This window comes from Arthrobacter sp. BF1 (assembly GCF_056680215.1).
Genome location: NZ_CM155271.1, coordinates 1,854,492 through 1,879,145 on the forward strand (window position 1 = coordinate 1,854,492; position 24,654 = coordinate 1,879,145).

Below are 24,654 nucleotides of genomic sequence, written 5' to 3' on the forward strand. Positions count from 1 at the left end.
AACCCGGTACCGGCGGGAATTTTCGGTCCGCGCCCGCGTTGGCTTTGGGTATGAAAGCAATTGTTTACCGCACCAGCGGCGACCCGTCTGTCCTTGAGCTCGTTGACCGCGACATCCGCGACCCCGCGCGCGGGGAGGTACGGGTGCGGATCATGGTCTCCGGGGTGAACCCCACCGACTGGAAGTCGCGCCGCGGCGCCAAAGCGGGCGAGCCCCTGCCGTTCGCGGAAGTCGTGCCCAATCAAGACGGCGCCGGTGTGGTGGACGCCGTCGGCCCCGGCGTCGAGCACCTCCACGTCGGTGACAGGGTCTGGTTGGCCTTGGCCGCCTACCAGCGCGGCGACGGCGGGACAGCCCAGGAGTTCGCCGTCCTGGCGGCCGAACGGGTCTTTCCGCTGCCAGAGCACGCCGGGTTCGACGTCGGCGCAAGCCTGGGCGTCCCCGCGATCACCGCGCACCGGGCCTTAACGATCGCCGAGGACGGACCGCGGCGGCTGCACCCGGGAGCCTTGGACGGGAAAGTGGTTCTCGTCGCGGGAGGTGCCGGCGCCGTGGGCCATGCGGCGATCCAGCTCGCCAAGTGGGCCGGCGCCGTTGTGATCACGACCGTGAGCGGGCCGGCGAAGGCGGCGCTGGTCACGGCCGCCGGCGCCGATCACGTGATCAACTACCGCGACACCGACGCAGCTGCGGAAATCCGCCGGATCGCCCCCAACGGTGTAGATCAGATCGTGGAGGTGGCGCCGGCGCAGAACTCGACCTGGCAGTCATCCGGAACCGCGGCTCCGTCGCGGTCTACGCCAACAACGGCGGCGACCACCTGAGCCTGGACGTGCGCAGGCACTTCAGCCTCAACATCCGCTACCAGTTCGTGCTGCTCTACACCGTTGGTATGGAGGCGGTGCACGCCGCCGCCGAGGACATCAATGCGGCCGTCGCCGACGGCGCCCTTCCGGTAGGAGAAGCCGCAGGCCTGCCGCTGCACCGCTTTAACCTCGCCGCAACGGCTGCGGCACACACGGCGGTTGAAGAGAGCATCGTCGGCAAGGTGCTGATCGATGTGGCAGCGGCGAGCTAGCCGCCTGACGAGCCGTCCAGCGTCTGAGTCGGCATGCCGGGAGGTGCCGGCGGCCTGCACTGATACGAGTACTCACCACCCGGCCGTGCCCGGGCCACCCTTGAATGGACCGACGATCTGTTTGGTGATCCATCCGCCGTAGAAGTCCCCTTCCTGGAACGTCACCTGCTCACCGTTGACCTCGCAGGAGTCCATGTGTCCCGGGTAGAGGGCCACTCGGGTACTGAGCGCTTCGAAACCCGGCGTGGGTTCCGGATAGGTCCACCCGGCACGAGAAACGGCGATTCCGCCGGCAACAACGTCGAAGTAGTGCGCTTCTCCCTTGAACTCGCAGAAACTGGTCCCCTCGACCGGGACGAGTACGCCGGCCGGGAAGGAATTCAGCGGTAAGTAGTAGACAGGCGGATGACTCGTCTCAAGGACGCGGAGGGCATCGGTGGTGTCGGCGATTACCTCCCCGCCAAGCCGCACGACGATCCGTTCGGATCGCGGCTCGACCCGTGGCGGCCGCGGGTAGTCCCACACCGATTCTTGACCGGCCTTGGGTTTGATGGGCTGCGGACGCCGGAAGAGGCTGGAGAAACCGTGAGCAGGAGTCATGTCTCCATGGTGACATCCCCTATCGGTATAAGGAACAACGGATGTATCGTTGACTATCGTTCGCGACTCGAAGAGGAGAGCCATGATGCATAATTCCTACCCGGCGGGCGGATTTGGCGGCCCCAATATTGACGGCATGTGGCAGGCCGTTGAGGAGTTGCGTTCAAGGTTTGAGAAGCGCTCGGGCACCCGCGCGGGTCGAGGCGAAGTGCGGTCGGCGATACTGGCCCTACTCGCGGAGCGGCCGATGCACGGCTACCAGATTATCGGTGAGATCGAGGAGCGCAGCCGTGGCAGCTGGAAGCCGAGCGCCGGCTCGGTCTACCCAACGCTGCAGCTGCTGGCCGATGAAGGGTTCATCAGCGCCGAGGAATCCAACGGCCGCAAGATTTACTCGCTGACCGAAGCAGGCCGGGAAGAGGTAGCGGGCGCCGATGCGTCAGCTCTGTGGGAGTCAACTGGTTCGGAGTCAGGACCAGGGTTTGCGGCGCTGCCCAAGGCCGGCATCGAGCTCGCACAGGCTGCAGCCCAAGTGGGTCGCACCGGCTCGCCGAAGCAGGTGCAGGAGGCCGTGAAGGTGCTCGACGAGGCACGTCGTCGGCTGTACTCAATCCTCGCCCAGGACTGACGAGGGTGGCGTCGGTTCGCCGGGATCGGCCAGATCCGGTCCCCGGCGCCGCGGTCCACCGCGCCCGTTACCGTCGCATCCTGCGCTTCGCCGCATGGCATCTCGCGGTGACCTGGTGGTTTGAGCTGCTGCTCCCTCGGATCGGGCTGGTGCGAGTTGCCGAACGCACAAGGACTACCAGGATGCGGCGCTTCGCACAGAGCTTCCACGCGCTCGCGGTGGACCTCGGCGGTCTGATGATCAAGGTTGGTCAGTTCCTGTCATCCAGGCTCGACGTACTTCCGCCCGAGATCACAAAGGAGCTTGAAGGACTGCAGGACGAGGTGCCGCCCGTCCCGTTCGACGCAATCCGCGCCCTCGCCGAGGAGGAGCTGGGGGCGCCGCTGAGCCAGGTCTTCGCCTCGGTCGAGGAGACCCCAATGGCCGCAGCCTCCCTCGGGCAGGCGCACAGCGCACAACTTCTGCCCGCCAACGCCGCCGACGTCGGGCTTCACAGCGTGGTGCTGAAGGTGCAGCGCCCGGGCATCGACGCGATTGTCGACGTCGACCTGGCGGCACTTCGCAAGGTAGGCGGCTGGCTCAGCCATGTGCGCCTGGTGTCCAATCGTGCCGACATGCCCGCCTTGGTGGAGGAGTTTGCACAAATCAGCCTGGCGGAGATCGACTACCTGCACGAGGCAGTGAACGCGGAGCGCTTCGCGGCTGATTTCTCCGATGACCACAGGGTCACTGTGCCTGCCGTCGTCTGGGAACGGACCACCCGCCGGGTGCTCACCCTCGAAGACGTCACGGCGATCAAGATCACGGACTTGACGGCGCTCCTAGCGGCGGGAATCGATCCGGCGAAAGTCGCCCCGGTTTTCGCAGCTGTCATGTTTGACCAGCTGTTCACGGAGGGCTTTTTCCACGCCGATCCGCACCCCGGCAATATCTTTGTCACCCCGGACGCCCATATAAACGCCGAGCGACCATGGAAGCTGACGTTCATCGATTTCGGCATGATGGGCGAGGTTCCGGCACGTACCCGCAGCGGCCTGAGGAAGCTGCTCATCGCGGCCGCCTCCCGCGACGGCAAAGGCCTGGTAGCCGCGATCAGCGACGTAGGTGTGCTTTTGCCGTCGGCGGACACGGCGGAGCTTGAGCGCGCCATGACGCAACTGTTCGCCAGGTTCGGCGGGATGGGGTTTGCAGAGCTACGCGAGGTGGACCCGAGGGAGTTCGTTGATTTTGCGGCGGAGTTCGGCGACCTCGTCCGCTCATTGCCCTTCCAGTTCCCGGAGAACTTCTTACTCATCATCCGCGCGATGTCACTGACTTCGGGTGTGTGCAGCTCGTTGGACGCACGATTCAATCTATGGGACTCGGTGGAACCCTATGCAGCACAGCTGCTGCGCGACGAGCGCGGCAACATCGTGCAGGACCTCACCCAGCAAGCGTTCGACGCCGTCAGCGCCGCCGTGCGGCTGCCGAAACGATTGGACGAGCTTGTCACCCGAGTCGAGGACGGGTCACTATCGGTGGCCAATCCGCGCCTCGAACGGCAGGTGGCACGGCTTAACCGCACCGCGCAGCGATCGGCATCGGTACTGGTTTTCGGCGGCCTGCTCATCGCAGGTGCCGTAGTCCGGGCGGATGACTTGGTGTTCGGGAACGTTCTGATGATCGCATCGGTGGTTCCACTGCTGCACGGGCTGTGGGCCGGGCGCCGCGGGCTCTAAAGGATTTGGTGTGGAAGTAGGGCTGTACGCTCTGCGGGTCTACGGCCAGGGGACGGCCAATCCGGTCATTTTTCCGGGTTCAGTGTTCCCCGGGCGATGCTGTCGTCGGAGTGAGCCGGATTCCCGTTGTAGGGCTGGTCCGAGATATCGACGACCGGGTATTGGGCCAGATCGATGCCGTCAGGAAGGGCGAAAAGGCCGGATTCATTGTCGAGGACGCCTAGGCTGACCATTCTGGTGAGGTCGGCGGAGCCGACCCAAACTCCCCTGAATCCACTGATGTGGTCATTGGAGAGCCGGACCATCAGTTGGCGGGTTCCATCGGGGAGTTGCTTGACCTGTGCTTCTCCGCTGCCGGCATGCGTGGATAGCGGAGTCAGGGACGTTTGGGCGAGGATCACTTCTGAGGAAGCCGTTTGGGTGGCTGAGGGGGAGGGAGCGCCGGTGGGTCCGAGTACTCCGGCGGCGGTCCATCCGGCAGCGGTACCGAGAACCATACCGGCCGCAGCGACGGCAATCCAAGGCCAGGGACTGGGCCGCCGGGTGCTGGGGCCGGCCTCTTCCGGCGTCTTCGCGGCCGCCGTTTGCTTGCCGTGTTTCAGGGGTGCTTCATCCCCGTCTGGCGTGATGTGGGGCGTCACCAGCGGGGCGGGGGGATAGGCGGTGCGCAGGCTGAGAGGGCCTGACGCGAGGGGATCTGTCTCCAGTGCCGGCGGGAGCCCGAGGGCGCGATGGATGGCGGTCCAGTTCTGGCTTCCTGGTTCTTCAAGTTCGATGCCTGCGAGGTCTAGGGTGGCTATGCGTACGGCGTGTTGAAAGCCTCGGAGGGTTTCGCTGCATGTCACGCAGCCGGCGATGTGGCCTGCTTCAGTTGCTGTACCCACCGGCTCTCCGAGTGCCATCAGGCTGAGAAGATCGGGATCAACATGTTCCATGTTCCACCTCCAGGCGGTTGCGCAATCGGGTGAGGCTGCGCCGGATGTGGCTTTTGACGGTGCCCAGCGGGAGGTTCAGACGGGATGAAATCTGGTCGTGTGTCAGGTCCTCGTAGAACGCCAGCCGCATTATTTCCTGCTGTGGATCTCCTAAATGCTGCAATTCCTCTTCCAGGGTTAGGCGCTCCGCTACCTCATCGACGAGCCCCGTTTCCCGTCCGCCGGTAGGGTCGGTGACCAGATGAATGGCCGATTGCTCAAGATGGTGCTGGCGGGAGCGTGCGGACAATGCGTCGGAAATCGCGTTGCGCGTGATCCCAATCAGCCAAGCTGGCACCCGTGCCGCCTCGGGACGATATGTGGTCCGTGACTTCCAAGCCCGAATGAACACCTCCTGTGTCACGTCGTCGGCTGCGGTACGCTCGCCCAAGGATCTCAGCGCCAGCGTGTAAACCAATGGGCTCAACCGCCGGTACGCTTCCGCGAGGACGCGCTCATCGCCGCCGGCAAACGCGCGATCGAGGACGGGGTCCCAATCATTCGTGGTGCCAGCTTCCATCGGGTGCTCCTTTGAGCGGCAGCGACCGCTGATGAACCACATTATGCCGCTGCCTGGTGGACTCCGCTATGGTCCGGCGGCGCCTGCTTCCCGGATCTCTCCCGCGCGTGCCGGTGGGGCCGCGGTCGACGCGGCCCCACCGGTGATGGAATGGATGACTGCGGAGTTGGGGAGGGCTAGTCCTCGTGGCCGCACGATGAGGAATCCACTACCTGGACGGCCACCCCAAGATTGTTGTTGGCCAGGCTGCCCCAGGCGTAGACGATGGTGTTCTTGCCTTCGGTGACTTTGAGGTCCGCGGGGCCGATTAGCGGGACAGTGGTACCCGCCGCTGCCACGGAGGCCGAGACAGTTCCGGCGTCGAGGGTGAGGGTCTCCTCATTCGGATTCGTAAGTCCTTCGATGACGGCGGTTCCGCCGGCCAGCACATCGACGTCGGGAGCTGCAGCAACGTGCCGGACGGTCAGTTTGCCCTGTCCCTCCGGGCTGGGCGAGGTGTCGTTGGTGAAGAGAGTGGCAGTTGGGGTGCCGTCAGCATCCAGATGGGCAACCGCTGTGTAGTCCCGGCCTTGTTCCAGGTCCACGGTGACGGGGCCGATCACCGCGTTGTCGGCGCTCGTGGCGTCGGCCCCGGTGATGGCGATCTGGTGATCCCCATCAGGGACATTCAACGGGCCCGCCAGAGTGCCCGGCTTGAAGTTGTCCAAAGTGAGCTTGCCGTCGACCCAAACATCCACGGTCAGGCCAGGGACGCCGTGGAGGACGGACAGTTTGGCTGTGGCCTCGCCTCGACGGTGACCATTGTCGGCCTGGGCCGGGGCGGCCAGGGCGAGTGCTGCCAGCAGCGTCAATGCTCCGGCGGTTGCAAAGATCTTCTTGCGCATTCCAACTCCTCAGGGAGGCCCACTTGGGGGCGGTGGTTGTGCTTACACCCTTACTACCGACCCGAGGCCGTACTTGGATGCACCCTGGAGAAAATTTCGAAAGACACGGCCCGAATGGATGCACGGAGAACCGACGCGTAGTCCCACCCGCGGTGTCACCACCTGACAGTTCCGGCGGCGCCGTCCACCGTGACGCTCTGGCCATCGTGCAGCCGTGTGGTGGCATCTGCAACACCCACCACTGCGGGGATACCGTACTCGCGGGCAACCACGGCTCCGTGCGATATGACGCCGCCCATCTCCATGACCAGGGCGCCGGCCGTCATAAAAAGCGGTGTCCAGCCGGGATCAGTGGAGGGGGCCACCAGAATTTCCCCGGGTTCCAGGTGGGCGCCCACCGGATCCATAATCACCCGGACCTTACCGCTGGCGGTGCCCGCAGACGCAGGCGTTCCCGTTAGGTGGTCGCCTGCAGCCGCGAGGGGAGTCGCAGCGGCCTCGACGTCGGTGCCGTCCGAAAGCAGAAGGCGCGGAACGTGCCGCCGCCGGAGTTCGACGTCGTACAGCCGACGGCGGCCGGCGACGATTCCCCTAAGGTCCGCCCCGCGAAGGCCCACGCGCAGTTCGTCGAAGTCCAGGAAGAACACGTCACCGGCGTCGTCGATGGTTCCGTCCGTCACCAGCTCAGCGCCGACCTCCCTGAGCTGCCGGTGCATCTCCGCGAGCACCATCACGATACAGAACTTGGGGAACTCCCGCAGGCCGGCGAGCTGCCTGGTCCGGCGCAGGCACAGCGACACCAGGCGCCCCCGCAGCCGGCTTGATGTGCCGGCACGGTCCACCAACTCACCGATCCGGGCCTCCGCGTGGTCAGCGGCCCTGGCGAACTGGCGGTCCGGCGCCTGCTCCGGATCTTCCACGCGGAGAAAGTTCGAGATCATTCCGAGGATGTGGTCCGGTTCGTCGGACCACCGCGGCATCCCCAGATCGATCTCCGCCACCGCACGGTGGCCGTACTTTGACAGGAACTGCTGCACCCCGGACTGGGCAGCGGCTGGCAGCACGCACCTCCTGTAGCGGGACGCCAGCTCTTCCGGTTTCAGTTCCGTGAACGCGCGGCGGGACTCCGGGTCGCTGGCCAAGGACACTGTCAGGTTCCACAACTCCAGGTCCATAATGGTGGTCACGTTGTGAGGAAGCCCGCGAAGGACAGCCTCAAGTTCACGCGGCTTGGCAACTCCGCGCAGCAACCTGCGGGCCGCGGCCAGCATCAGGTATCCCACGGACGGAGCCGGCAGCGTGGCTTGGATCAACCCGTCGATCGAGGTGGCCAGGATGTCCTCACTGTGCTGGAGCCGCCTGGCCGCAGTGGCGGGCAGGGGGAGGACCAGCGTGGCTGCGAGGCGGTCCTGGTACCGCCGCGCACTCCGCAGTTCCCGGTCCGGCCACAGCAGGGCCCGGACCATGGCGGGAAGGAGACCGACGAACTGACCCAGACTTTGGCTGATGTCAGCGCCCTTGGATTGCGCCCGGCCGGGAGCGGAGCGGCCGGATGCTTTCCGGGGACGCCGGACAATGCTGAACCGCGGATCTTCCAGGAGGGCAGGGAAGACGGCGGCTGACCTGCCGTCTGCGAGCGGCAGCATCCTCTCCAACGCCCTGCGGCCGGACTTGTTGCGGATGAGCGGCGTCAGCTCCACGTACATCCGCAAGCCCGGGTTCACGTAATTCCACGGTCCTTTGTTGCCTCTCATGAGGCCCAGGACGGAGAGGCCCATCGGCGTAATAGGGCGCGTGAGGCCTTGGAGCAGCGTGCCGCACAGGTACACCCGCGCATCCGCGCCCGAGGCTGCGTCCGGGGCACGGTCAGTGCCGGTCCGTCCGTCGAGCGGATCGTCGTCTGGTAGCGGGTAGAGCGTGGTAATGGGCCGCGACTGGGTCAACCACGCCTTTCCGTCACCGTCGATCACCCATTCCACGTCCTGGGGCGCGCCCAAAAGCCGCTGGGCAGCGTCGCCGAGGGATGTCAGTTTGCGAAGCTGCACCTCGGTCAGGCTGGGCGCCCGGCCCTGTGCCTGTGCCTGCTGCAGGATCCGGCCCGACGCCGTCTCCACCACGAAATGGTCCGGGTTCACGGCGCCGGAAACCACCGCTTGTCCCGGCCCGGGACTGGCATCAATCACCGTCTCGGTCCGTGTGCCGGTCACCGGATTGGCGGTGAACAGCACACCCGCCGTGGCAGCGTGGACCATCCGTTGAACGACGACGGCGAGGCTCACCTCGCGGTGCGCGATCCCGTTCGTTGTGCGGTAGGCCACCGCCCGGTCCGTCCAGAGGGAAGCCCAGCAGCGCCGAACCGCCTCGACGACCGCGTCGCCTCCCACCACGTCCATAAAGGAGTCCTGCTGCCCTGCGAAACTGGCAAAGGGCAGGTCCTCGGCAGTGGCGGACGAACGCACGGCCACTGGCCCGCCGCCCATCGCGGCATAGGCATCGCGGATGGCGGCTTCGACGTCGGGCGGTACCGGCGCTGCTGCCATCGCCTCCCGGCCACGCCCCGCGAGCCCGTTCCGGTCTGACTCCCGGAGCCCGCGCACGCCGTTCAGGCTGCCCTCCCCGTCCAGGCGGCCGGCGATGTGGTCCATCTCCGTTGGTGCGGCCTTCCGGTAGCCGGCCGTGGTCAGGCAAAAGCCCGGTGGAACCGGAAAGTCCGCGGCGGCGAGGCGGCCGAGGTTGAGGGCCTTGCCGCCCACTGTGGCGAGCGACGCGGACGCCACCTGGCTGAGATCAACAACGAGGCTCGTATCGGCGTCGCCCCGATCCGGAACAAGACCCACAGAATGCTCCTAGCCGTAGACCTTGCCTATGGGAAGATCCGGAGTGCAGTGTCCCAGTTGAAGTGTTGATGCTCAGGGCTGACCTGCAGACCCATGACAACCAGCATGATGGCTTCAAGTTCGCGCGCCCGCCGGAGGGGCCCGACGTCAATAGGCCTGAGTCCTGCGGACGCTGCCACAGCACTGACCTTCTCTTTGGCCCGCTCCTAGTCGCCGGCAATGAAGACGTCCAGATGTTGCCCGGCGACTTCTCCGGCCTCCAGGGTGGAGGCAAACGTAGTATTAAATGCCTTGACCACATCCGCGCGCCCTTCGAGAAGGCGGGCTGTTTCTTCGGCTGCGGACGTGCCCGGTTCCGTGGTGAGCCGGTCGAAAGTCGAAACGTCCACGGGGTTGCTGATGTCCACCACCACGCGGCCATCCACGGAATCGCCCATTTCCAGGATGGCGTTGTGTACATCCTTATGTGGAATTGCCAGGAAGACTATGGCTCCCGTGATTCCGGCCCCGAGGACGCCGCCAGTAGCTCCTGGTCCGAGGCTCTCAACCAGTTCGCGGGTTTTGGGGCCGTCGCGCCCCAGAATCTGTACCGGATTGTTGCCCCTCAGCATTGCCTTCGCGAGTGCCCGGGCCATGTGTCCGCTGCCGAGAATGCTGATGTTGGTCATGATCATCCCTTGCCGAAAACGCCGCGGTCTGTGTGTCCATCCAGTAGACCTTCATAGACCGTTGCTGCAACAGGGACGAAAGCCCCGGATCCTAGTGTCCGTGCCTCATTCCCCGTGCCACAACACGTCCGGAAGTTCGTCCACGTAGACCGTTTGCGGCGGCTCGAAGTAGATCACCAGCACCTCATCACCCACTGCGAAGCCGCTCGTCTTGTCGAACGGGTGCGCGTGGAAGGCCATGGTGCCCCCGAGGTAGGGCAGCATCACTTCGCCTATGGTGCCGGGCCCGATGCGTCCGGTCACCCGACCGATCTTGCCTGTCAGGCTCCGGTCAACCTCCCTGTGCATGCGGTATCCCTATGCGCCGGGAGCCTCGGGTGGGCGCTTGGCTTCCGGGCCTTTCTTGAGCGCCGACGCCAGGGCAGGGAGGTAGTCGCCTACCTGCGCGAGTATTCCGCCAAGCATCTTATTGACGCCTTCGCCGCCGTTCAGGACGGTCATCTGGCCTACGTGCGAGAACGGTTCGGCCGCTGCGGCAATGATGGCGGGCATGTTCTCGGCGAGCTGCTGTGAAATCACCGCGTCCTGGTTGGTCCCCAACGCTTCGGCCCGCGCTTTGATGCCGTCAGCCTCTGCCAGCGCCTTGGCCTTGATGGCGGAGGCTGCAGCATCACCCTTGGCCTTGGTGGCCGCGGCTTCGGCCTCGCCGGTGACCTTGGTGGCGCCGGCTGCGGCAGCCGCGGCGGTGGCGTTCGCCTGTGCCTGGAGTTCCGTCCGGCGGGCGTTGGCCTGGGCCTCAAGTTCGGTGCGGCGTGCCAGTGCCTCGGCGGCGCTGATGTCCGCCGCCTTCTGGCCTTCCGCGTCGGTTCGTTTGGCGTAGGCTTTCGCATCAGCGGGTTTCCGGACGGTGGTCTGGAGTTTCTGCTCTTCCCGGTCCGCCTCGAGCTTGGCGACTTCGGTTTCCTGGACCACCACCTGCTGCCGCGCCGTGGCGTCGGCCAGGGGGCCGGCCTGGGCAGCGTTGGCCTTGGCGCGCTCGGCGTTGGCTTGCGCCACCGACTGCCTGATTGCTGAAATGCTCTGCGCGTCTGCGATCAGCGCTGCCGCCTCCGCCTCCTTCTCGGCCGCTTCACGGTTGCGGGTGGCTTCGGCGATGCGGGCCTCCATCTTCACCTGGGCAATGTGCGGCTTGGCAATGTTCTGGATGTATCCCGTGGGGTCCTGCAAGTCCTTGATCTGCAGCGAGTCCACCACGAGCCCCAGTTTTTCCATCTCCACGCCGCTGGCGCTGCGGACCTGCGACCCGAGCTTGTCCCGCTCCCGGATGATTTCCTCCATGGTCATGCTGCCGATGATGGAGCGGAGGTGTCCCTCAAAGACGTTGTACACCTGGCTTTCCATCTTGGGCTGCTGCCCCAGGAACCGCCGGGCCGCGTTGGCAATGAAGGGCGGGGCGTCGCCAATCTTGTAAATGACCACACCTTCCACGATCACCTGGATGCCCTGCGAGGTAACACAGGACACCTTGAGTTCGGTTTCATTCAGGGTGAGCGACAAGGTCCGCACTGTTTGGAGGCCGGGCAGGACCAGCGCACCCTTGCCCGTGACAATCTTGAAATCCATCCCGGCCCGGGTTTCAAGGGTTCCCCGGGTCAGCCCGGAGATGATGAGGGCTTCATTGGGCTCAGCCACCTTCCACATCAGTTTCGTTGCCAGCCAAACAAAGCCAATGGCAACAACTACCCCCAGGATGGTGGCAATAAGCGGGAAGAATGCTGAGAAGTCCGGCATGACCAGGTCCTTTCAAAGGTGTGGAACAGGCATCGCGGTAAAGCCCCAATACTGCAGCTGTGCATTCCCGAGCGCTCAGGATACGGGTGGTTCCGGGCTGCCGGGCCAGCTGTTGTAGTCAGTCTGATTGGGCACCGCCCAAAGGTCCAGAGCCTGGCTGATATTTGCCTGCGGCAACGGAAATGATGCACGACGGCGGCACCTGGCTCGCGTCGTTGGGTGCGGTTCGGGCCCCTCGGCCGAATTCACGGCCGCAGGAAAAAGCCGCTCCCTAAATCAGGACGCGTTGCGGTCCCGGCTGCCCATCACGTTGAGGGGTCCGATGTTGGCCAAGTCGTAGCCCTGGGCATAGACCGGCGGGGCGGCCTCTCCGGGAAGGAAACTGGGAAGCGTACTCAGGGGAGTGCGGCGCCGGATCGCGTTGCGTACGCCCAGGCCTGCATTGAGCGCGAGGCGTGACCACCAGGTGCTTCGGGGGAGTCCGAGCGCCGCGGCAAGGTGGGCGTCGTCGAGCATTGTTGCGATCATGCGTTCCGTGACCGGATGGAGGAGCTTTGGCTGCATGCTTTGAAATACCTGAATGGTGGCGCCCATCAGCGTCTTGCCGGCCGTGCTTGGGGCCACCCGGCGGCGTTCGTAGTCGTCGAAAAAATTCGCGGCCGCCTCGAACGTGACGGGAATGTCCGAGATATGGATTCTCGCGCCCAGTTCGCGGAAGAAGCGTGTTGCGGCGTCTCTTTCGGTCTGGGTTGGTTTGCGCCAGCCGTAACGGTCGGCCCACCGGATCGGAACCACCAAGAGGGTCATGAGCACATAAAGGAAATCCTCCTGGCTGCCTGGAACGTGCCGGTGGACGCGGTTGAGCAGCGCCGTCATGTGCCGGCCGCGTTCCGAGTCCAGGCCGCAGGCGATGAGTTCGTAGATTACGAGGCCGGTGTCGATGGACCGCTTCATGGGCCGGGCGGGTATTTCCCCGTTCCGCACAAGGGTGGCTGAACCGGACGGAATGGCGAAGTTCCGGTAATAGGCAAGAAAGAAGCCGAACTTGATGTCCTCTGCAAGGTCGAACAAAGCCATCTGACGGAACGTCTGCTCAAAGTCTTCCGGGCCGCGGGACAGCTGCCTGTCGAGGCTCTGCGCCAGCGATGAATGGAGCCGCATCATGAGGGACCTCCAACGTGAAGAAGGTTGCTCAGCCGTTGTGCTCCGCGGCGCCGGCATCCGGTGTAGCGGCGTCGGCGGCCAAGGCCTGATGCCGCCGATAGATTTGGACGGCGGTGACTGCGGGTACGGTGGCTAAAGCGACAGTAGCGGCGGCGCCGGCGGCCGGGGTCGCCAGCCCTAAGGCAAGGGCCAGGCCGGCTCCTGCTTCTCCAACGCCTGCGAGTACGGCGCTCGATTTTGCGGGACGGAAGCCCATGGCGTGCATGCCCTTGCTGGTGCCTTCGAGGCCTCCGCCTCCAAACCACCCGAAGAGCTTTTGGGATCCGTGCGCCATGAGCACCCCACCCAGAGCGACTCGGAAGATGGTCTGCGCGGCGGTTGCAGCAGCGGAGCTGGTCGTTTCATGGCTCATGGTGTGCTCCTCAAGTGATGTTTGCCGCCGCGCTGCGCGGCGGCTCTGACGTGAAAATTCTACGTCGGCGACCCGATCAAAGTCCTTCAAAGAGGTCGGTCAGCAACGGACTCCCGGGAGGCCGGCCCGGCCACGCCATGACCGTCGATTCCCGGGACGCCATCCTGGTCCAGCGGCGCTCATCCATGCCGGGATCCACCAGGACATCCCGCTGGGACTTGTGCTCCAACAGGCCCGCAACAACCCGGTGCGCCACCGCGCCGGTGTCCACTTCGATGTCTATCCACTCATCAGGCACGGGTCGCAGGTGGTACTCAACCGTCGGGTCCCATGGCGTCAGCCCCGCCTGTTGCCGCCTGAGGTTCCACCGTTCAAACGTAGAGGCCCGCATGGCACCGTGCACCAGCCGGCGGAAGCCCGGGCCCGGCGACTGCCGTGCCCGGTGGAATGCTTCATCGGTGGCCCTGCCGACGGCGATATGGTCCCGGTGCCCGGTGATTCCGTCGGGCCCGAAGGTCGCCACAACCTGGGGCCGTTCCGCAAGCAGGACCTCCAGGATCCTGCCGACCAGTTCCTCGAAATCCGCCTCCGCCACCTGCCCGTCGGCGTAGTCCAGCCATTCGTGTCGGTCGGGTACTCTGCCGTGCGCCCGCCACGCGTTGGCGCTCTCACGGCGACGCCAGGCACCCAACTCAGGGGGCGTCGTCGGGACCCCGGCGGCGATCTGTCCGGCTCCGCCGTCGGTGGCGAGCACCAGGCAAAACCTGAACCCAGGATCATTCTCGTGCAGGGCAATCGAGCCCGCGCAACCGTACGCATCGTCATCCGGATGGGCAACCACCACCGTCAGGGAGTGCTGCTCATTCATGGGACAAACGCTAGACCCTACAGGGGGAGAATCACAGCAGTGCGGATCCGTCAGGAACCCGGCCGTCCCGGCCATTCCTTGCCCGCCCACGGATCGTAGTCGGCAATAAGTTCCTCCTGCGGCGGACGCTCCGCCTCGGGGATGTGCTGGAGGTTCACCCGCACCCGGTACCAGAGCGAACTGGAACCGCGCATCCCGTCCACGAGCACATCGGCGGGATGCAGGGCCGGAACGAGGCCGGCATGCCGGGTTTTCCACTCGTCGAGCGCCGCGAGAGCTTCGGGCTTGGTCTTCGTGCGGGCCACCTCGACGAGCGGCATCACCGACTGCCGGCGCCCGGAACCGTCGCCGGCGCGCGGCGGCTTTTCGGCGGGGCCGAGTTCGGCAGCCAGGGCGAGGAGCCCGTCGAGGGTGCCGACGGCGTCGTCGATCCCGTTGTGCGGATCGCCCATATCGGCGAGGCGCCCCGGAACCGTGCGCACGGTGAACTGTTCCGGGCGGGCGGAACGGACCTCGCCCCAGGTGAGCGGCGTGGAGACCCGGGCATCGGGCAGCGGCCGCACTGAGTAGGCGGACGCCACTGTGCGGTCCTTTGCGTTCTGGTTGAAGTCGACAAACACACTCTCGCCGCGTTCCTCCTTCCACCACCGCGCGGTGGCGAGGCCGGGGGCCCTATTCTCGACCTCGCGGGCGAGTGTCTCGGCGGCCAGCCGCACGTCGCGATATGACCACTTCGGCGCGATCCGCACCAGGACGTGGAGCCCCCGCGACCCGCTCGTCTTGGGCCAGCCAACGAGTCCGACGTCGTCGAGCACTTCCTGTGCGACGTACGCGACGTCCACGATCTGACTCCAGTCCACTCCCGGCATCGGGTCGAGGTCGACCCGGAGCTCGTCGGGGTGCTCAAGGTCCTCGGCGCGTACCGGGTGCGGGTTGAGGTCCAGGCAGCCAAGATTCACCACCCATGCAAGGCCCGCGGCATCCCGGATGACGGCTTCCTCGGCTGATGTGCCGGACGCATAGTGCAGTGTCGCGGTGTCGATGAAGTCGGGGTGGTTTTCGGGCACCCGCTTTTGGAAGAACGGCTCGCCGTCGATGCCCTTCGGAAAGCGTTTGAGTACCATGGGGCGGCCGCCGGCGCCGCGCAGCGCCCCCTCTGCGACGGCGAGGTAGTAGCGGACCAGATCAAGCTTTGTGATCCCGGGCCCGGGGAACACCACCTTGTCCGGACTCGAGATGCGAACCTCGGTACCGGCAATGGAGAGGATCTCGGCCGGAGTCTTTGAGGGGTTCATGACGCCACGCTAGCAACGATCGGATGACCGGGCCAGACTGGTGTTGGAAGCCAGAAATAGGAAGGGGCCAGCCGCGTGAGGCCGATAACCGGTGAAATTTTCGTCGACGCCCCCGTGGAAGAGGTGTTCGACTTCGTTGCCGATGAAAGCAACGAGCCGCTGTACAACCCCAACATGCTCAGGGCCGGGAAGCTCACCCCGGGACCCGTCGGGGCCGGGACGCGGTTCGTCGCGGTCATGCGGGGGCGCAGCCGCACAACGTTGGCCATCGAATGCACCGGCTTCAATCGCCCGCAGACGCTGAGCTCGCTCAGCCGGACTACCGGGATGGAGATCGAAGGCGAGCTGACCTTCGTTCCCGAGGGAAACGGCACCAGGCTCCGCTGGGTTTGGAGAGTGCACCCTCAGGGCGCACTGCGCCTCCTCACTCCCGTGATCCGCACGATGGGGAACCGTCAGGAACGCGCCAATTGGTCAGCGCTGAAAGGCTATCTGGAGGCTGCCCGTAGGACGGCATGAGCTGATGGGCCGTTTGGGCGCGGTCACGTGGCAAGCAGCCGGCCACTGGATCCGCGCACGATCAGGCTGGTCGGCAGGTCCGCACGCCCCAACGACTCCGCCGGCAGTGGGCTCGTCCCGGCGCTTGGAAGGGCCGCCATAATCAGGGACAGGGCCGCAGTGCCGGCTTCCCTAAAGGGTGAAGCGATAGTTGTCAGCCCCGGGGTGGTGAAGTCGGACCCAAAAATGTTGTCGAAGCCGATCACACTGAATTCGTCCGGTATCTTCAATTGTGCTGCCTGCAGTTCCCTCATCAGCCCGATGGCCAGGACATCGTTGTAGCACAGCGCGGCGGTGGTCCCGGAGGCGATCACGTTCCTCGCCGCACGCCGGCCACCCTCGGTTGTGGGTTCTGTGGTGGGAATGAGCAGAGCCTCCAACCCTGTCCATTCACAGGCTGACAGCAGGCTTTCCCAACGGCGGGCCGAAACCCAGGAGGTGTCGGGTCCGCTCAGGAAAGCGATCCTCCGGTGGCCGCCGGCGGCAAGGTGGCGAACCGCTTCCGAGATGCCGGGTTCGACGTCGGGGACCACGGAATCGACGCCTTCAACGCTGCGGTTGATGACAGCGACAGGCTTCGTGTTGTTGAGTGCCCGGATCTCCGGATCGGACATGCGCGGGCTGGCCAGAATGATGCCGTCGGTGGAGGGCTGGATACGCTGGGCAACCACCAATTCCGTTGACGCCGACTCGGTCGACTCGGCCAGGATCAGGGTCAGTCCCTGTGCGGCAGCGGCGGACTGGGCGCCGCGGATCATGTCGAAATAGCTGGGGTTGGTGATGTCCGCGACGATGAGTCCGATGGTGCCGGTGCGCCCGCTCAGCAGCGCTCGGGCAAACGGATTGGCCCTGAAGTTCAGCTCGGCGGCTGCCTCCTCCACGAGCTTCCTCGTTTCGGGGCTGACCCGCTCCGGTTTTCCCAGGGCCCGGGACACGGTGGAGGGATTGACCCCCGCAATTTTTGCGATGTCGTAAATCGTGACCTTGGTGCCAGCCGTGTCCGAACTCTTCGCCATGGCTTCATTCTCCCAAAGGGAACCCTTGAACGTCCGAATGCTCCGGGGTTAGCATGTCCGGCACGCGGCCCAGCGGAGACTGACGTTGATTAGATCGGGGAGACGGCCATGAGCGAGACAACTGCGGAGGCGTCATCGGCAAAGCTGATGGTGGACCTCATCATCTCGCTGGACGGCTACGCCTCCGCGGAGGGGTGGCCCGGCTGGTGGGGTCTGGAAGGGCCCGAGTACCTGGCGTGGCTCGACCAGGAAGGGGAGAAAGGCTATACCTTCCTTCTCGGGGCGAACACTTACCGGCTGATGTCCGGCATGTCCGATGAGGCCGCGGTGGACGGGGCCGGATACTCCGAGCATGAGGGGGCCAGCCTGACCGGCCTTGCCGCGGTGCCCAAGATTGTTTTCTCCTCCACGCTTCAGGCACCGTTGACGTGGCCGAATTCCGAACTGGTCACCGGCAACGCGGTGGAGGCCGTGACGGAAATGAAAAGGACCGGCACCGGCCCGCTGAGCACCCTTGGCAGCCTCAGTCTGGCCCGATCGTTGCTGACGGCCGGCCTGGTGGACAGGTTTCGGTTGGTGGTTTTCCCCGTGATCACCGGCCGCACCGGACGGGAGCGGATCTACGACGGCTATCCGGACGTCGCGCTCGAGATGGTGGACAGCAGGACCTTCGACGGCCGGATCCAGCTGCTTGAGTACGTCCCCACAGTTCTTAACGGTCCGCCGGGCGCGCGGACAGGCTGAGCCGCGGCCGGGCCCTGCCCACACCACGAAGTAGTCAGTAAACTGGGTCGCATGACCGAGCAGGAACCGGCCTTTCCCGAGGCCGCTGCCGTTCCCGACGCCGTCGACACGTCCTTGCGCAGTCCGGCACAGCGGTCCCGCACGTTCGCCGGGATCCTGGTGAACACTGCCCTGGCCAACATCACCACCAGCTACCTGTGGTTTGCCCTGACGTTCTGGGTGTATCTGGGGACGCGCAACGTGATCGCCACCGGGGTGGTGGGTGGCGTTTACATGCTGTTGATCGCCCTCTCCAGCATCAGCTTCGGCACCTTCGTGGACCGCTACCGCAAGCTGGCGGTCATGCGCTTCGCCGCGGGTTTCACCCTGGTGATGTTCATGCTGTCCGGGGTCATGTTCCTGTTGACACCGGCGGACTCGCTGTTGGACCTGACCAGGCCGTGGTTCTGGATCTTCACCCTGATCATCCTGGTCGGTGCGGTGGTGGAAAACATGCGGAACATCGCCCTCTCCACCACCGTCACCATCCTTATCGAGCCGGACCGGCGAGCCAACGCCAACGGGCTGGTGGGCATGGTGCAGGGACTGATGTTCATCGTCACCTCGGTGCTCTCCGGGCTGTCCGTGGGGCTGCTGGGAATGGGCTGGACGATCGTGGTCGCCCTCGTCCTGACCGCGCTGGCCTTCGCGCACCTCCTCACCCTCCGCATGCCCGAGGAGCTGCGCGCGGCGGCCACGGATGCGCATGGCAGCTTCGACCTGCGCGGCTCCCTCGCGGCCGTGCTGGCCATCGCCGGACTGTTCGCTCTGGTCCTGTTCTCCACCTTCAACAACTTCATCGGCGGCGTCTATATGGCGCTGATGGACCCCTATGGCCTGGAGATGTTCCCCGTGGAGCTGTGGGGGACTTACTTCGCTCTTGCCGCCACCGGATTCATCCTGGGCGGTGCGCTGATCGGCAAGTTCGGGCTCGGGTCCAACCCGCTGCGCAGCATGCTCATCGCGGTGATCCTGATGGGAATCCTTGGTGCCGTGTTCACCCTGCGGGAGTGGGGTTGGCTGTACATCGCGGGCATCTGGCTATACCTGGTCCTGGTTCCTTTTGTGGAGGCAGCAGAGCAGACGGTCATCCAGCGGGTGGTGCCCTTGCCGCGGCAGGGCCGGGTGTTCGGGTTCGCCATGGCTTTCGAGTCCGCGGCAGCGCCGATCACCGCATTCCTCATCGCGCCGCTCGCCCAGTTCTGGATCATTCCCTATGCCCGGTCAGCGGAGGGCGCCGCCCAACTGGCCCCGCTGCTGGGCGGCGAGGGCACCTCCCGCGGCATCGCGCTGGTCTTCCTGGTGGCTGGACTCATCATGGTCGCGGCCGCTCTACTGGCCTTCCTGACCCCCGTGTACCGCCGCGTCTCGGCGTCCTACGCGCAGGTAGCCGCAAAAGCCGAGGACGCGGCGGACACCGTCTCCTCGAGCTCTCTGGACGATTAACGGCGTGGCGCCCCGATTTCGTGACAGCGCCCCCACCGACATGTGGCATTAAGCTAGTGACCCCTTGTTTCGCCCCATCCTGGAGTGCCAAGATACGCAGACTATGCGCAATTCGCCGTTGTTAGTGGACGAGCCGATCCGGCGGTACTTCGCGTATTGACGCTCCAGATCTATTCGAATCCTCGAGGAGGGAGTCACGGTGAGAGCCATCGTTGCGGCTGCCGGAGCGGCGTTAATGTTGTTGCTGACTGCCTGCGGGAACACTCCAATCAGTGGCCCGGCTCCTTTGGAAACGGCAGCCGAAAATTCGCCTTCTGAACCGATTAGCGGTAGCGCCGATCCCTCGAAATCGACGCCCACATCCGCCCCTCCAACGTCCGCCCCTCCAACGTCCGTGGCTCCCACGTCTACCGTGACACCAGCGCCGGTAGATCTGGTCTATGCCACACCTGACGGATCGCTCAGCTTCAGTTATCCGCCGACTTGGCGTGTCACTCCGAAGTCGTCGGGCGACGGCGACGATTACGTAATCCAGGATGAGTCGGGGGCGACACGTGCCACGCTGAGGGATAAAGTGCCTGGCGTGGCCGATCGGAGCGTGTCCGGGGGAACCGACACGGGGTTCCGGGCTTCTGTTCCAGGTGTAAAAGGACCTGACGGGGAGACCATCGAACTGGCTGTGCGGGGTTCATCCGGGAAGGGCCCTGGAACGCAAACGGCCATTTATGCCGTGACGACGGCAGGCAGCAGCCAACCCCTAGGCAACGCATCCGTCGAAGTCAGGCAGGGCGGATATTATCTCCAGTTTGGCGGCAGCGTACCGCTGAAACAGCTACAACCAGGGGATCAACAGGGGCTCCTCACGGCAGCGAAAGAGTTCTCAGCGTCCCCCGAATTCCAGCAAACGGCCAAAGTCATCACGTCTCTTAAACTGAACGCTGACAAGGTAGCGCAGGTACGTTGTTTCGGCTTCAGGTATCGCTACGACAAGATCTCAGGGCTAAGTTGCAGTGAAGCGATATTGATCCTTGACCGCGTCGAGAAGACTGGGACTGTAAACGGCGCCGGAAATCGCGAGACACCCGACTACCTGTGTTCCTATGCTGGAGCCACGGCGAAACAGGACGGGCTCCCAGATGTCTCGTGCCGCAAGAAGTCCAATAAAACTGTCGGGTTCGAAGCCCGGAAGAAATAGCAGTCTTCCAACGGTTGGACACGCAGTGTCGCCGCGCAAGCCGACGGACATCAAGCCAGCCACCTAACTCATTGGCCAAAAACCCCGGCACAGTTGGCCGCAAAGTGCCCTCTTGGCTGCCCTTATGGGCGCCCTTTTTCAGCTCGGCGCTTCGAAAATATAGCCTTAAAAGGGTTCATAGGCATGGGACGAGAAAACTGTGACCAACAGCCAACAAGAGTTTGGGTCCGGCCGACCGACGGCGCGGATCTTGCTGCGGCGGCCGCACAGGACGTTTAGTGGCTCAATCATGCTCACGGTGCTCGGCTCCTGTGCTATGGTTGGCCCCCTTCTTGTCATGGACTCAGCAGCTGCGACGAACCAAACGCAGTCCCTACGGACGGCGCCGACGCCGTCCAAATTGGCTGGCGGAATCGAGGTGACGCCGTCCCCGACACGGGAGGGATCTCCTGTGGTCGCTGATCCTGCGGGGTTCCTTTATTTCGATCGCGTGGACGTGGAAAGCATCGGGGCGGACGGGACACGGCGGATGACGGTTGCCTCCCATGGCCTTGCACGTCCTCCCGAAGGAGAGCTGCTCGCGCCCTTGGAAGTTCTCAGCCCGTCTTCAAAATTCGGATTTCGATTCAATCCACTTACTGGCGCTCCGGGGGAGTTTCATTGGGGCCAGGACTTCGCGGCACCATGCGGGACCCGTGTCTATTCAGCAGACAGGGGCGTGGCCCGGGCCGTCGGATGGCATCCTTGGGGCGGCGGCAATCGCGTGGAAATCGATCATGGTAACGGGATTATTACAACGTACAACCATCTGGAGTCCATCGCAGTTAGACAGGGAGCGTCCGTAAAGGTGGGCGAGGTCATTGCGTACGTCGGTACCACGGGATCGTCCACAGGATGCCATCTCCATTTCGAAACTATTGAGAATGGGGTTCACACCGATCCCCTTCACTGGACGCTAATCCCGGTCTCCCAACTGGACCGCCTTGATGAAATCCCGCGTTTCAGGTTCGATCCAGGCAGCGGTACCGAGGCCGATCGTGCCCCAGTCTGGGCTGTACCGCGGAAGAATGCCGTCAACCGCGGAGTTACTGGCGGAACAAATGAAGGCCCTGCGCTCCAACCGCCCGAGACCGGCGGCAAGGCAACAAGCACAGCAGAGCCTACGAGCACCGCGTCTCCGACCGGCGGATCGTCGCCGGCAACGGCAACGGCCTCCCCGTCCAGCGGATCGTCGGCGTCGAGTGGGTCATCGGCGTCGGCAACGGCGTCTCCGACCGGCGGATCGTCGCCGGCGCCGGCCAAAACGTCGTCGCCCGCGCCCGGGCCGGCCAAAACGTCGTCGCCCGCGCCCGGGCCGGCCAAAACGTCGTCGCCCGCGCCCGGGCCGGCCAAAACGTCGTCGCCCGCGCCCGGGCCGGCCAAAACGTCGTCGCCCGCGCCCGGGCCGGCCAAAACGTCGTCATCGCAGCCGCAGCCGCCGCCGGCCACATCGCGGCAGCCGGACCCCCCGCCAGCATCCAAGTCGGCGCCGAAACCTCAGGCACCATCGACCACGGCAGGCCCCCAGGCACCGGCGATCTCGTCTGCGGATCCGAAGGAACGGCGTTAGCGGGGATGCGGATTTATCCGCCGATGATAACAGTAGGACAGCCAGGGCCCGGGGCAATTGGTGTTCCGTGCAGGGTGAGGTCCCCGAGCCGGGCCGCCGGAAAACCGCCGATCAGTACGGTGAGGCTCCCCGAAGCGATTCCGTTTGGGGCAGGCGAAACGCAGAGGATTCCACCGGGAGCAGAGTTGGCGACAGCGGCCGGCATGCCACCTATAAGCACGGTCACCGCAGCAGCTGCGGGCGTGACCGGACCGCCACCATGCGGCTTTGGACCGTCGAAAAGCGGGCAAAGGGACGTATCTCCGACCCTAAGGGCAGGTCCGGCAGGCACGGGCGTCTCTTACCGTGGGGCCGGAATGCTTATCGTGCCGCTGAGGAACGCCGCAGACTTGCACTGGGCAGGTGCGGTCTGTTCGGGGGGCGCGCCACCCCGGATGCAGGACATTGTCAGGCTCAGATTCTGCGCAGCCGTGACCCTTACAGGGGTCAGGAAGTGGTAATCCATGTCGCGAAAGTTTTCCAGGGCCATGTCCAGAAGGGGAGCACCATCAAGTTCCAACCGCAGCCGCCCGGAGTCGCCCTGGGGGTTGTTAAGGACCAGGTCCGTCAGCTTCAAGGTTCCGTTCGGATTCTCGAAAACGAAGGGTGCCGAACTGGACGCGCCTGCGGCCGCGGTAACTTCCAGGCGCTTGGCAATGGAAGTGACTAGGTCGGGCGGGGGCTCCGCCCCTGTGGCCACACTTGCCTTGGCTGCATCTGTTGCCGCACTTGTGGCCGAATCCTGTGCCGACTGTGCTGCCACCCCTGCATTGGCAGCACCGGCTGAGGCCTCAGTTGCCTTGGTAGCAGCTTGCGAAGCGCTCTGATCGGCCTTCGTGACAGACTCCTGGACGGCAGCCTTGGCAGTCGCCTCGACCGCAGGTTTGAACCACAGGTACCAGAGTGCAGCGAGGCCCAGCGCCAACACCAGCAGGGCGACGATGGCCTTGACGATCCACTTAGGCAGCACCGGTTCTTGCAGGTGGGTTCCATCCAGGACAACCGGGGTCCCATCGGCAGGTGTGGCAGTGATGGCGAAGGTGTGGGTGGCGGACATACCGCGCCAGATTTTCCTGACGGGACGGATCCGAACATGGCCGAACTGAACCGTTCCCGGCTCGACGGTCAGTGCCTGCTCGGGCAGGCCTATGTTCAGCATTTCCCCTGGGTCGGCGCCCGCCAGCGTAACTGTGATGGGGACGTTTCCCCGGTTGTCCACAGCGAGTCGGTGTAGTGCCCCGAATCTTCCCCGCGATGTTCGGGGCATGAGTTCAGCAGTGGTTTCGTAGAAGGGGAGGAGATTCACCACCCCTTCAGGCACTACGGCATCTTCTGGATGTTCCGTCGGGAGGACCTGGACCCCATACAGGAATTCCCCTGCCTGAACGGTTGCGGACCGGGGGGGCCGGAACTCCACGGACGCGGTCGCATCCTGCCCTGGGTACAGAGAGACCAGTCCAGGAACGACTTGAGACCAGGCGCCGCTTGGCCCCACCACTTCAAGCCGGTACTCTTCAACGATTTCTCCGTCATTGCGTATGTGCAGGGGTACAAACGCCTCAGCGCCGGCCTCAAGACTGATGGGGCGCGAATCCAGAGTTGCAGTGGTGCTCATGGCCTCTCCTCACAAACTGAGCAGCGTCCGGGGACCCGCGGCGCTCGTAGGTATTCCGAGGCTAGGGCCGGTGTTGGTGGTGGCAGCACATCGGCCGGGCGGTCTTACGGGCAAAGGTGTTGCCCGTTGAGCCCTTGTTGATTGCACGAAGAGCATGCACCGCTATGTTCATGACTACGGACCACACCGGGCAGGCAATGCCGGCCTACACCGGCCCGGGGAGTCGATGGAGGATTCATGGAACCTATAACTGTTCGGGTCCACGCGCGTGACCCGATATCGGAAGCTGGCGTCGCCAGCGAACTGCGGGCGCGCCCCGAGGTGCGGGTGGTAAAAGTGCACGACGCCGAACAGGCGAGGGTCGTCGTCGTGGTCACGGATTCAGTGGACGACGACGCACTGACGTTACTCCGCGTTGTCCAGCGAACCGGGTTGTCCCGCGCTGTCCTGGTTGCGGGCAACTTGGACGACGGCGATCTCGTCAAGGCGGTCGAAACCGGTGTTGTGGGACTGGTCCGCCGCAGCGAAGCTACCCCTGATCGTTTGGTTTCAGTCATCGCGGCGGCCGCCTCCGGCGAGGGAAGTGTGCCGCCGGATCTGCTTGGAAGGCTCCTGGACCAAGTGGGGAAATTGCAGCGGCATGTCTTGGGACCGCGGGGAATCATGTTCACCGGCCTCGCGCCGCGTGAGGTGGAAGTACTCCGCCTGCTGGCCGACGGCCTGGACACAGCCGAAATAGCGCACAGACTCGCGTATTCAGAGCGGACCGTCAAAAACGTTGTCCATGACGTGACGACGCGCCTGCAGCTCCGCAACCGTTCGCATGCGGTGGCGTACGCGTTGCGGGAGGGATTGATTTAGGCCGTTGCCCCAAGGGGCAGGATCCGGTGCCCATACGTGTGCCCGGCGCCGCGTGCCGGACCGCCGTCCCGGGCATCACTGTGGTCCTTAGGGTG

23 protein-coding genes and 2 pseudogenes are annotated in these 24,654 nt (G+C 64.8%); 9 read left to right on the top strand and 16 right to left on the bottom strand.

Annotated elements, in window-relative coordinates:
* Positions 1 to 50 precede the first annotated feature (50 nt).
* Positions 51 to 1,078 (top strand): annotated as a pseudogene (locus AC1MCD_RS08685) (NADPH:quinone reductase).
* Positions 1,079 to 1,150: 72 nt separating this feature from the next.
* On the opposite strand, the gene AC1MCD_RS08690 reads toward AC1MCD_RS08685, so the two are convergent.
* Positions 1,151 to 1,678, bottom strand: coding sequence for a DUF427 domain-containing protein (locus AC1MCD_RS08690; protein WP_498677665.1), 528 nt, complete (start codon positions 1,676 to 1,678; stop codon positions 1,151 to 1,153).
* Between the two features lie 85 nt (positions 1,679 to 1,763).
* Here AC1MCD_RS08690 and AC1MCD_RS08695 point away from each other — a divergent pair, with 85 nt between their 5' ends.
* Positions 1,764 to 2,306 (top strand): PadR family transcriptional regulator, encoded by a 543-nt coding sequence (locus AC1MCD_RS08695; protein ID WP_498678249.1) that lies wholly within the window; start codon positions 1,764 to 1,766, stop codon positions 2,304 to 2,306.
* A 5-nt stretch (positions 2,307 to 2,311) separates the two neighbouring features.
* On the top strand, positions 2,312 to 4,024 hold the full coding sequence (locus tag AC1MCD_RS08700) for an ABC1 kinase family protein (protein ID WP_498677666.1): 1,713 nt from the start codon (positions 2,312 to 2,314) through the stop codon (positions 4,022 to 4,024).
* A gap of 65 nt (positions 4,025 to 4,089) precedes the next feature.
* Here the strand turns inward: AC1MCD_RS08700 and AC1MCD_RS08705 are convergent, their stop codons facing one another.
* The 11 genes from AC1MCD_RS08705 to ligD all read right to left on the bottom strand — a co-directional run bounded on the left by AC1MCD_RS08705 (position 4,090) and on the right by ligD (position 15,437).
* Positions 4,090 to 4,959, bottom strand: a complete 870-nt coding sequence (locus AC1MCD_RS08705) for an anti-sigma factor (RefSeq protein WP_498677668.1) — start codon at positions 4,957 to 4,959, stop codon at positions 4,090 to 4,092.
* On the bottom strand, positions 4,946 to 5,518 hold the full coding sequence (locus AC1MCD_RS08710) for an RNA polymerase sigma factor (RefSeq protein ID WP_498677670.1): 573 nt from the start codon (positions 5,516 to 5,518) through the stop codon (positions 4,946 to 4,948). The genes AC1MCD_RS08705 and AC1MCD_RS08710 overlap by 14 nt, the downstream gene beginning before the upstream one ends.
* A 176-nt stretch (positions 5,519 to 5,694) precedes the next feature.
* A complete protein-coding gene (locus AC1MCD_RS08715) occupies positions 5,695 to 6,402 on the bottom strand; it encodes a DUF4397 domain-containing protein (protein ID WP_498677671.1) in 708 nt (235 codons plus the stop codon).
* Between the two features lie 155 nt (positions 6,403 to 6,557).
* Entirely contained in the window at positions 6,558 to 9,239 is a 2,682-nt protein-coding gene (locus AC1MCD_RS08720; RefSeq protein WP_498677672.1) for a PEP/pyruvate-binding domain-containing protein, read from the bottom strand.
* A gap of 206 nt (positions 9,240 to 9,445) precedes the next feature.
* Positions 9,446 to 9,907, bottom strand: a complete 462-nt coding sequence (locus AC1MCD_RS08725; protein ID WP_498677674.1) for an NADPH-dependent F420 reductase — start codon at positions 9,905 to 9,907, stop codon at positions 9,446 to 9,448.
* A 105-nt stretch (positions 9,908 to 10,012) separates the two neighbouring features.
* Complete coding sequence (locus tag AC1MCD_RS08730) at positions 10,013 to 10,255, bottom strand: NfeD C-terminal domain-containing protein (RefSeq protein ID WP_498677676.1); 243 nt, start codon at positions 10,253 to 10,255, stop codon at positions 10,013 to 10,015.
* Positions 10,256 to 10,264: 9 nt separating this feature from the next.
* Positions 10,265 to 11,698, bottom strand: a complete 1,434-nt coding sequence (locus AC1MCD_RS08735; protein WP_498677678.1) for a flotillin family protein — start codon at positions 11,696 to 11,698, stop codon at positions 10,265 to 10,267.
* Positions 11,699 to 11,974: 276 nt separating this feature from the next.
* Positions 11,975 to 12,862, bottom strand: coding sequence for an oxygenase MpaB family protein (locus tag AC1MCD_RS08740; RefSeq protein WP_498677680.1), 888 nt, complete (start codon positions 12,860 to 12,862; stop codon positions 11,975 to 11,977).
* A gap of 28 nt (positions 12,863 to 12,890) precedes the next feature.
* Positions 12,891 to 13,274 (bottom strand): DoxX family membrane protein, encoded by a 384-nt coding sequence (locus AC1MCD_RS08745; protein ID WP_498677681.1) that lies wholly within the window; start codon positions 13,272 to 13,274, stop codon positions 12,891 to 12,893.
* A 76-nt stretch (positions 13,275 to 13,350) separates the two neighbouring features.
* The gene (locus AC1MCD_RS08750) at positions 13,351 to 14,142 is read right to left on the bottom strand and encodes a PIG-L deacetylase family protein (RefSeq protein ID WP_498677682.1); all 792 of its coding nucleotides are present in this window, start codon (positions 14,140 to 14,142) and stop codon (positions 13,351 to 13,353) included.
* Between the two features lie 50 nt (positions 14,143 to 14,192).
* Complete coding sequence (gene ligD / locus AC1MCD_RS08755; RefSeq protein WP_498677684.1) at positions 14,193 to 15,437, bottom strand: non-homologous end-joining DNA ligase; 1,245 nt, start codon at positions 15,435 to 15,437, stop codon at positions 14,193 to 14,195.
* Between the two features lie 75 nt (positions 15,438 to 15,512).
* Here ligD and AC1MCD_RS08760 point away from each other — a divergent pair, with 75 nt between their 5' ends.
* Positions 15,513 to 15,956, top strand: a complete 444-nt coding sequence (locus AC1MCD_RS08760) for an SRPBCC family protein (RefSeq protein ID WP_498677685.1) — start codon at positions 15,513 to 15,515, stop codon at positions 15,954 to 15,956.
* Between the two features lie 23 nt (positions 15,957 to 15,979).
* On the opposite strand, the gene AC1MCD_RS08765 is transcribed toward AC1MCD_RS08760, so the two are convergent.
* On the bottom strand, positions 15,980 to 17,011 hold the full coding sequence (locus AC1MCD_RS08765) for a LacI family DNA-binding transcriptional regulator (protein ID WP_498677687.1): 1,032 nt from the start codon (positions 17,009 to 17,011) through the stop codon (positions 15,980 to 15,982).
* A 108-nt stretch (positions 17,012 to 17,119) separates the two neighbouring features.
* Here AC1MCD_RS08765 and AC1MCD_RS08770 point away from each other — a divergent pair, with 108 nt between their 5' ends.
* The 4 genes and pseudogenes from AC1MCD_RS08770 to AC1MCD_RS08785 all read left to right on the top strand — a co-directional run.
* A complete protein-coding gene (locus AC1MCD_RS08770) occupies positions 17,120 to 17,755 on the top strand; it encodes a dihydrofolate reductase family protein (protein WP_498677689.1) in 636 nt (211 codons plus the stop codon).
* A gap of 51 nt (positions 17,756 to 17,806) precedes the next feature.
* Positions 17,807 to 19,240 (top strand): MFS transporter, encoded by a 1,434-nt coding sequence (locus tag AC1MCD_RS08775; protein WP_498677692.1) that lies wholly within the window; start codon positions 17,807 to 17,809, stop codon positions 19,238 to 19,240.
* 583 nt (positions 19,241 to 19,823) lie between these two features.
* Positions 19,824 to 20,435 carry a hypothetical protein gene (locus AC1MCD_RS08780; protein ID WP_498677693.1) on the top strand — a complete coding sequence of 204 codons (612 nt, stop codon included), beginning with the start codon at positions 19,824 to 19,826 and terminating at the stop codon, positions 20,433 to 20,435.
* Between the two features lie 529 nt (positions 20,436 to 20,964).
* Positions 20,965 to 21,318, top strand: a pseudogene (locus AC1MCD_RS08785) (M23 family metallopeptidase); the annotation flags it as partial.
* A 62-nt stretch (positions 21,319 to 21,380) separates the two neighbouring features.
* Here the strand turns inward: AC1MCD_RS08785 and AC1MCD_RS08790 are convergent.
* The 3 genes from AC1MCD_RS08790 to AC1MCD_RS08800 form a co-directional block, all read right to left on the bottom strand.
* Positions 21,381 to 21,956 (bottom strand): hypothetical protein, encoded by a 576-nt coding sequence (locus AC1MCD_RS08790; RefSeq protein WP_498678509.1) that lies wholly within the window; start codon positions 21,954 to 21,956, stop codon positions 21,381 to 21,383.
* 101 nt (positions 21,957 to 22,057) lie between these two features.
* Positions 22,058 to 22,375, bottom strand: a complete 318-nt coding sequence (locus AC1MCD_RS08795) for a PAAR domain-containing protein (protein WP_498677695.1) — start codon at positions 22,373 to 22,375, stop codon at positions 22,058 to 22,060.
* Between the two features lie 9 nt (positions 22,376 to 22,384).
* The gene (locus tag AC1MCD_RS08800) at positions 22,385 to 23,242 is read right to left on the bottom strand and encodes a hypothetical protein (protein ID WP_498677697.1); all 858 of its coding nucleotides are present in this window, start codon (positions 23,240 to 23,242) and stop codon (positions 22,385 to 22,387) included.
* Positions 23,243 to 23,935: 693 nt separating this feature from the next.
* On the opposite strand from AC1MCD_RS08800, the gene AC1MCD_RS08805 reads away from it, so the two are divergent.
* Positions 23,936 to 24,559 (top strand): helix-turn-helix transcriptional regulator, encoded by a 624-nt coding sequence (locus AC1MCD_RS08805; protein WP_498677698.1) that lies wholly within the window; start codon positions 23,936 to 23,938, stop codon positions 24,557 to 24,559.
* Positions 24,560 to 24,654 lie beyond the last annotated feature (95 nt).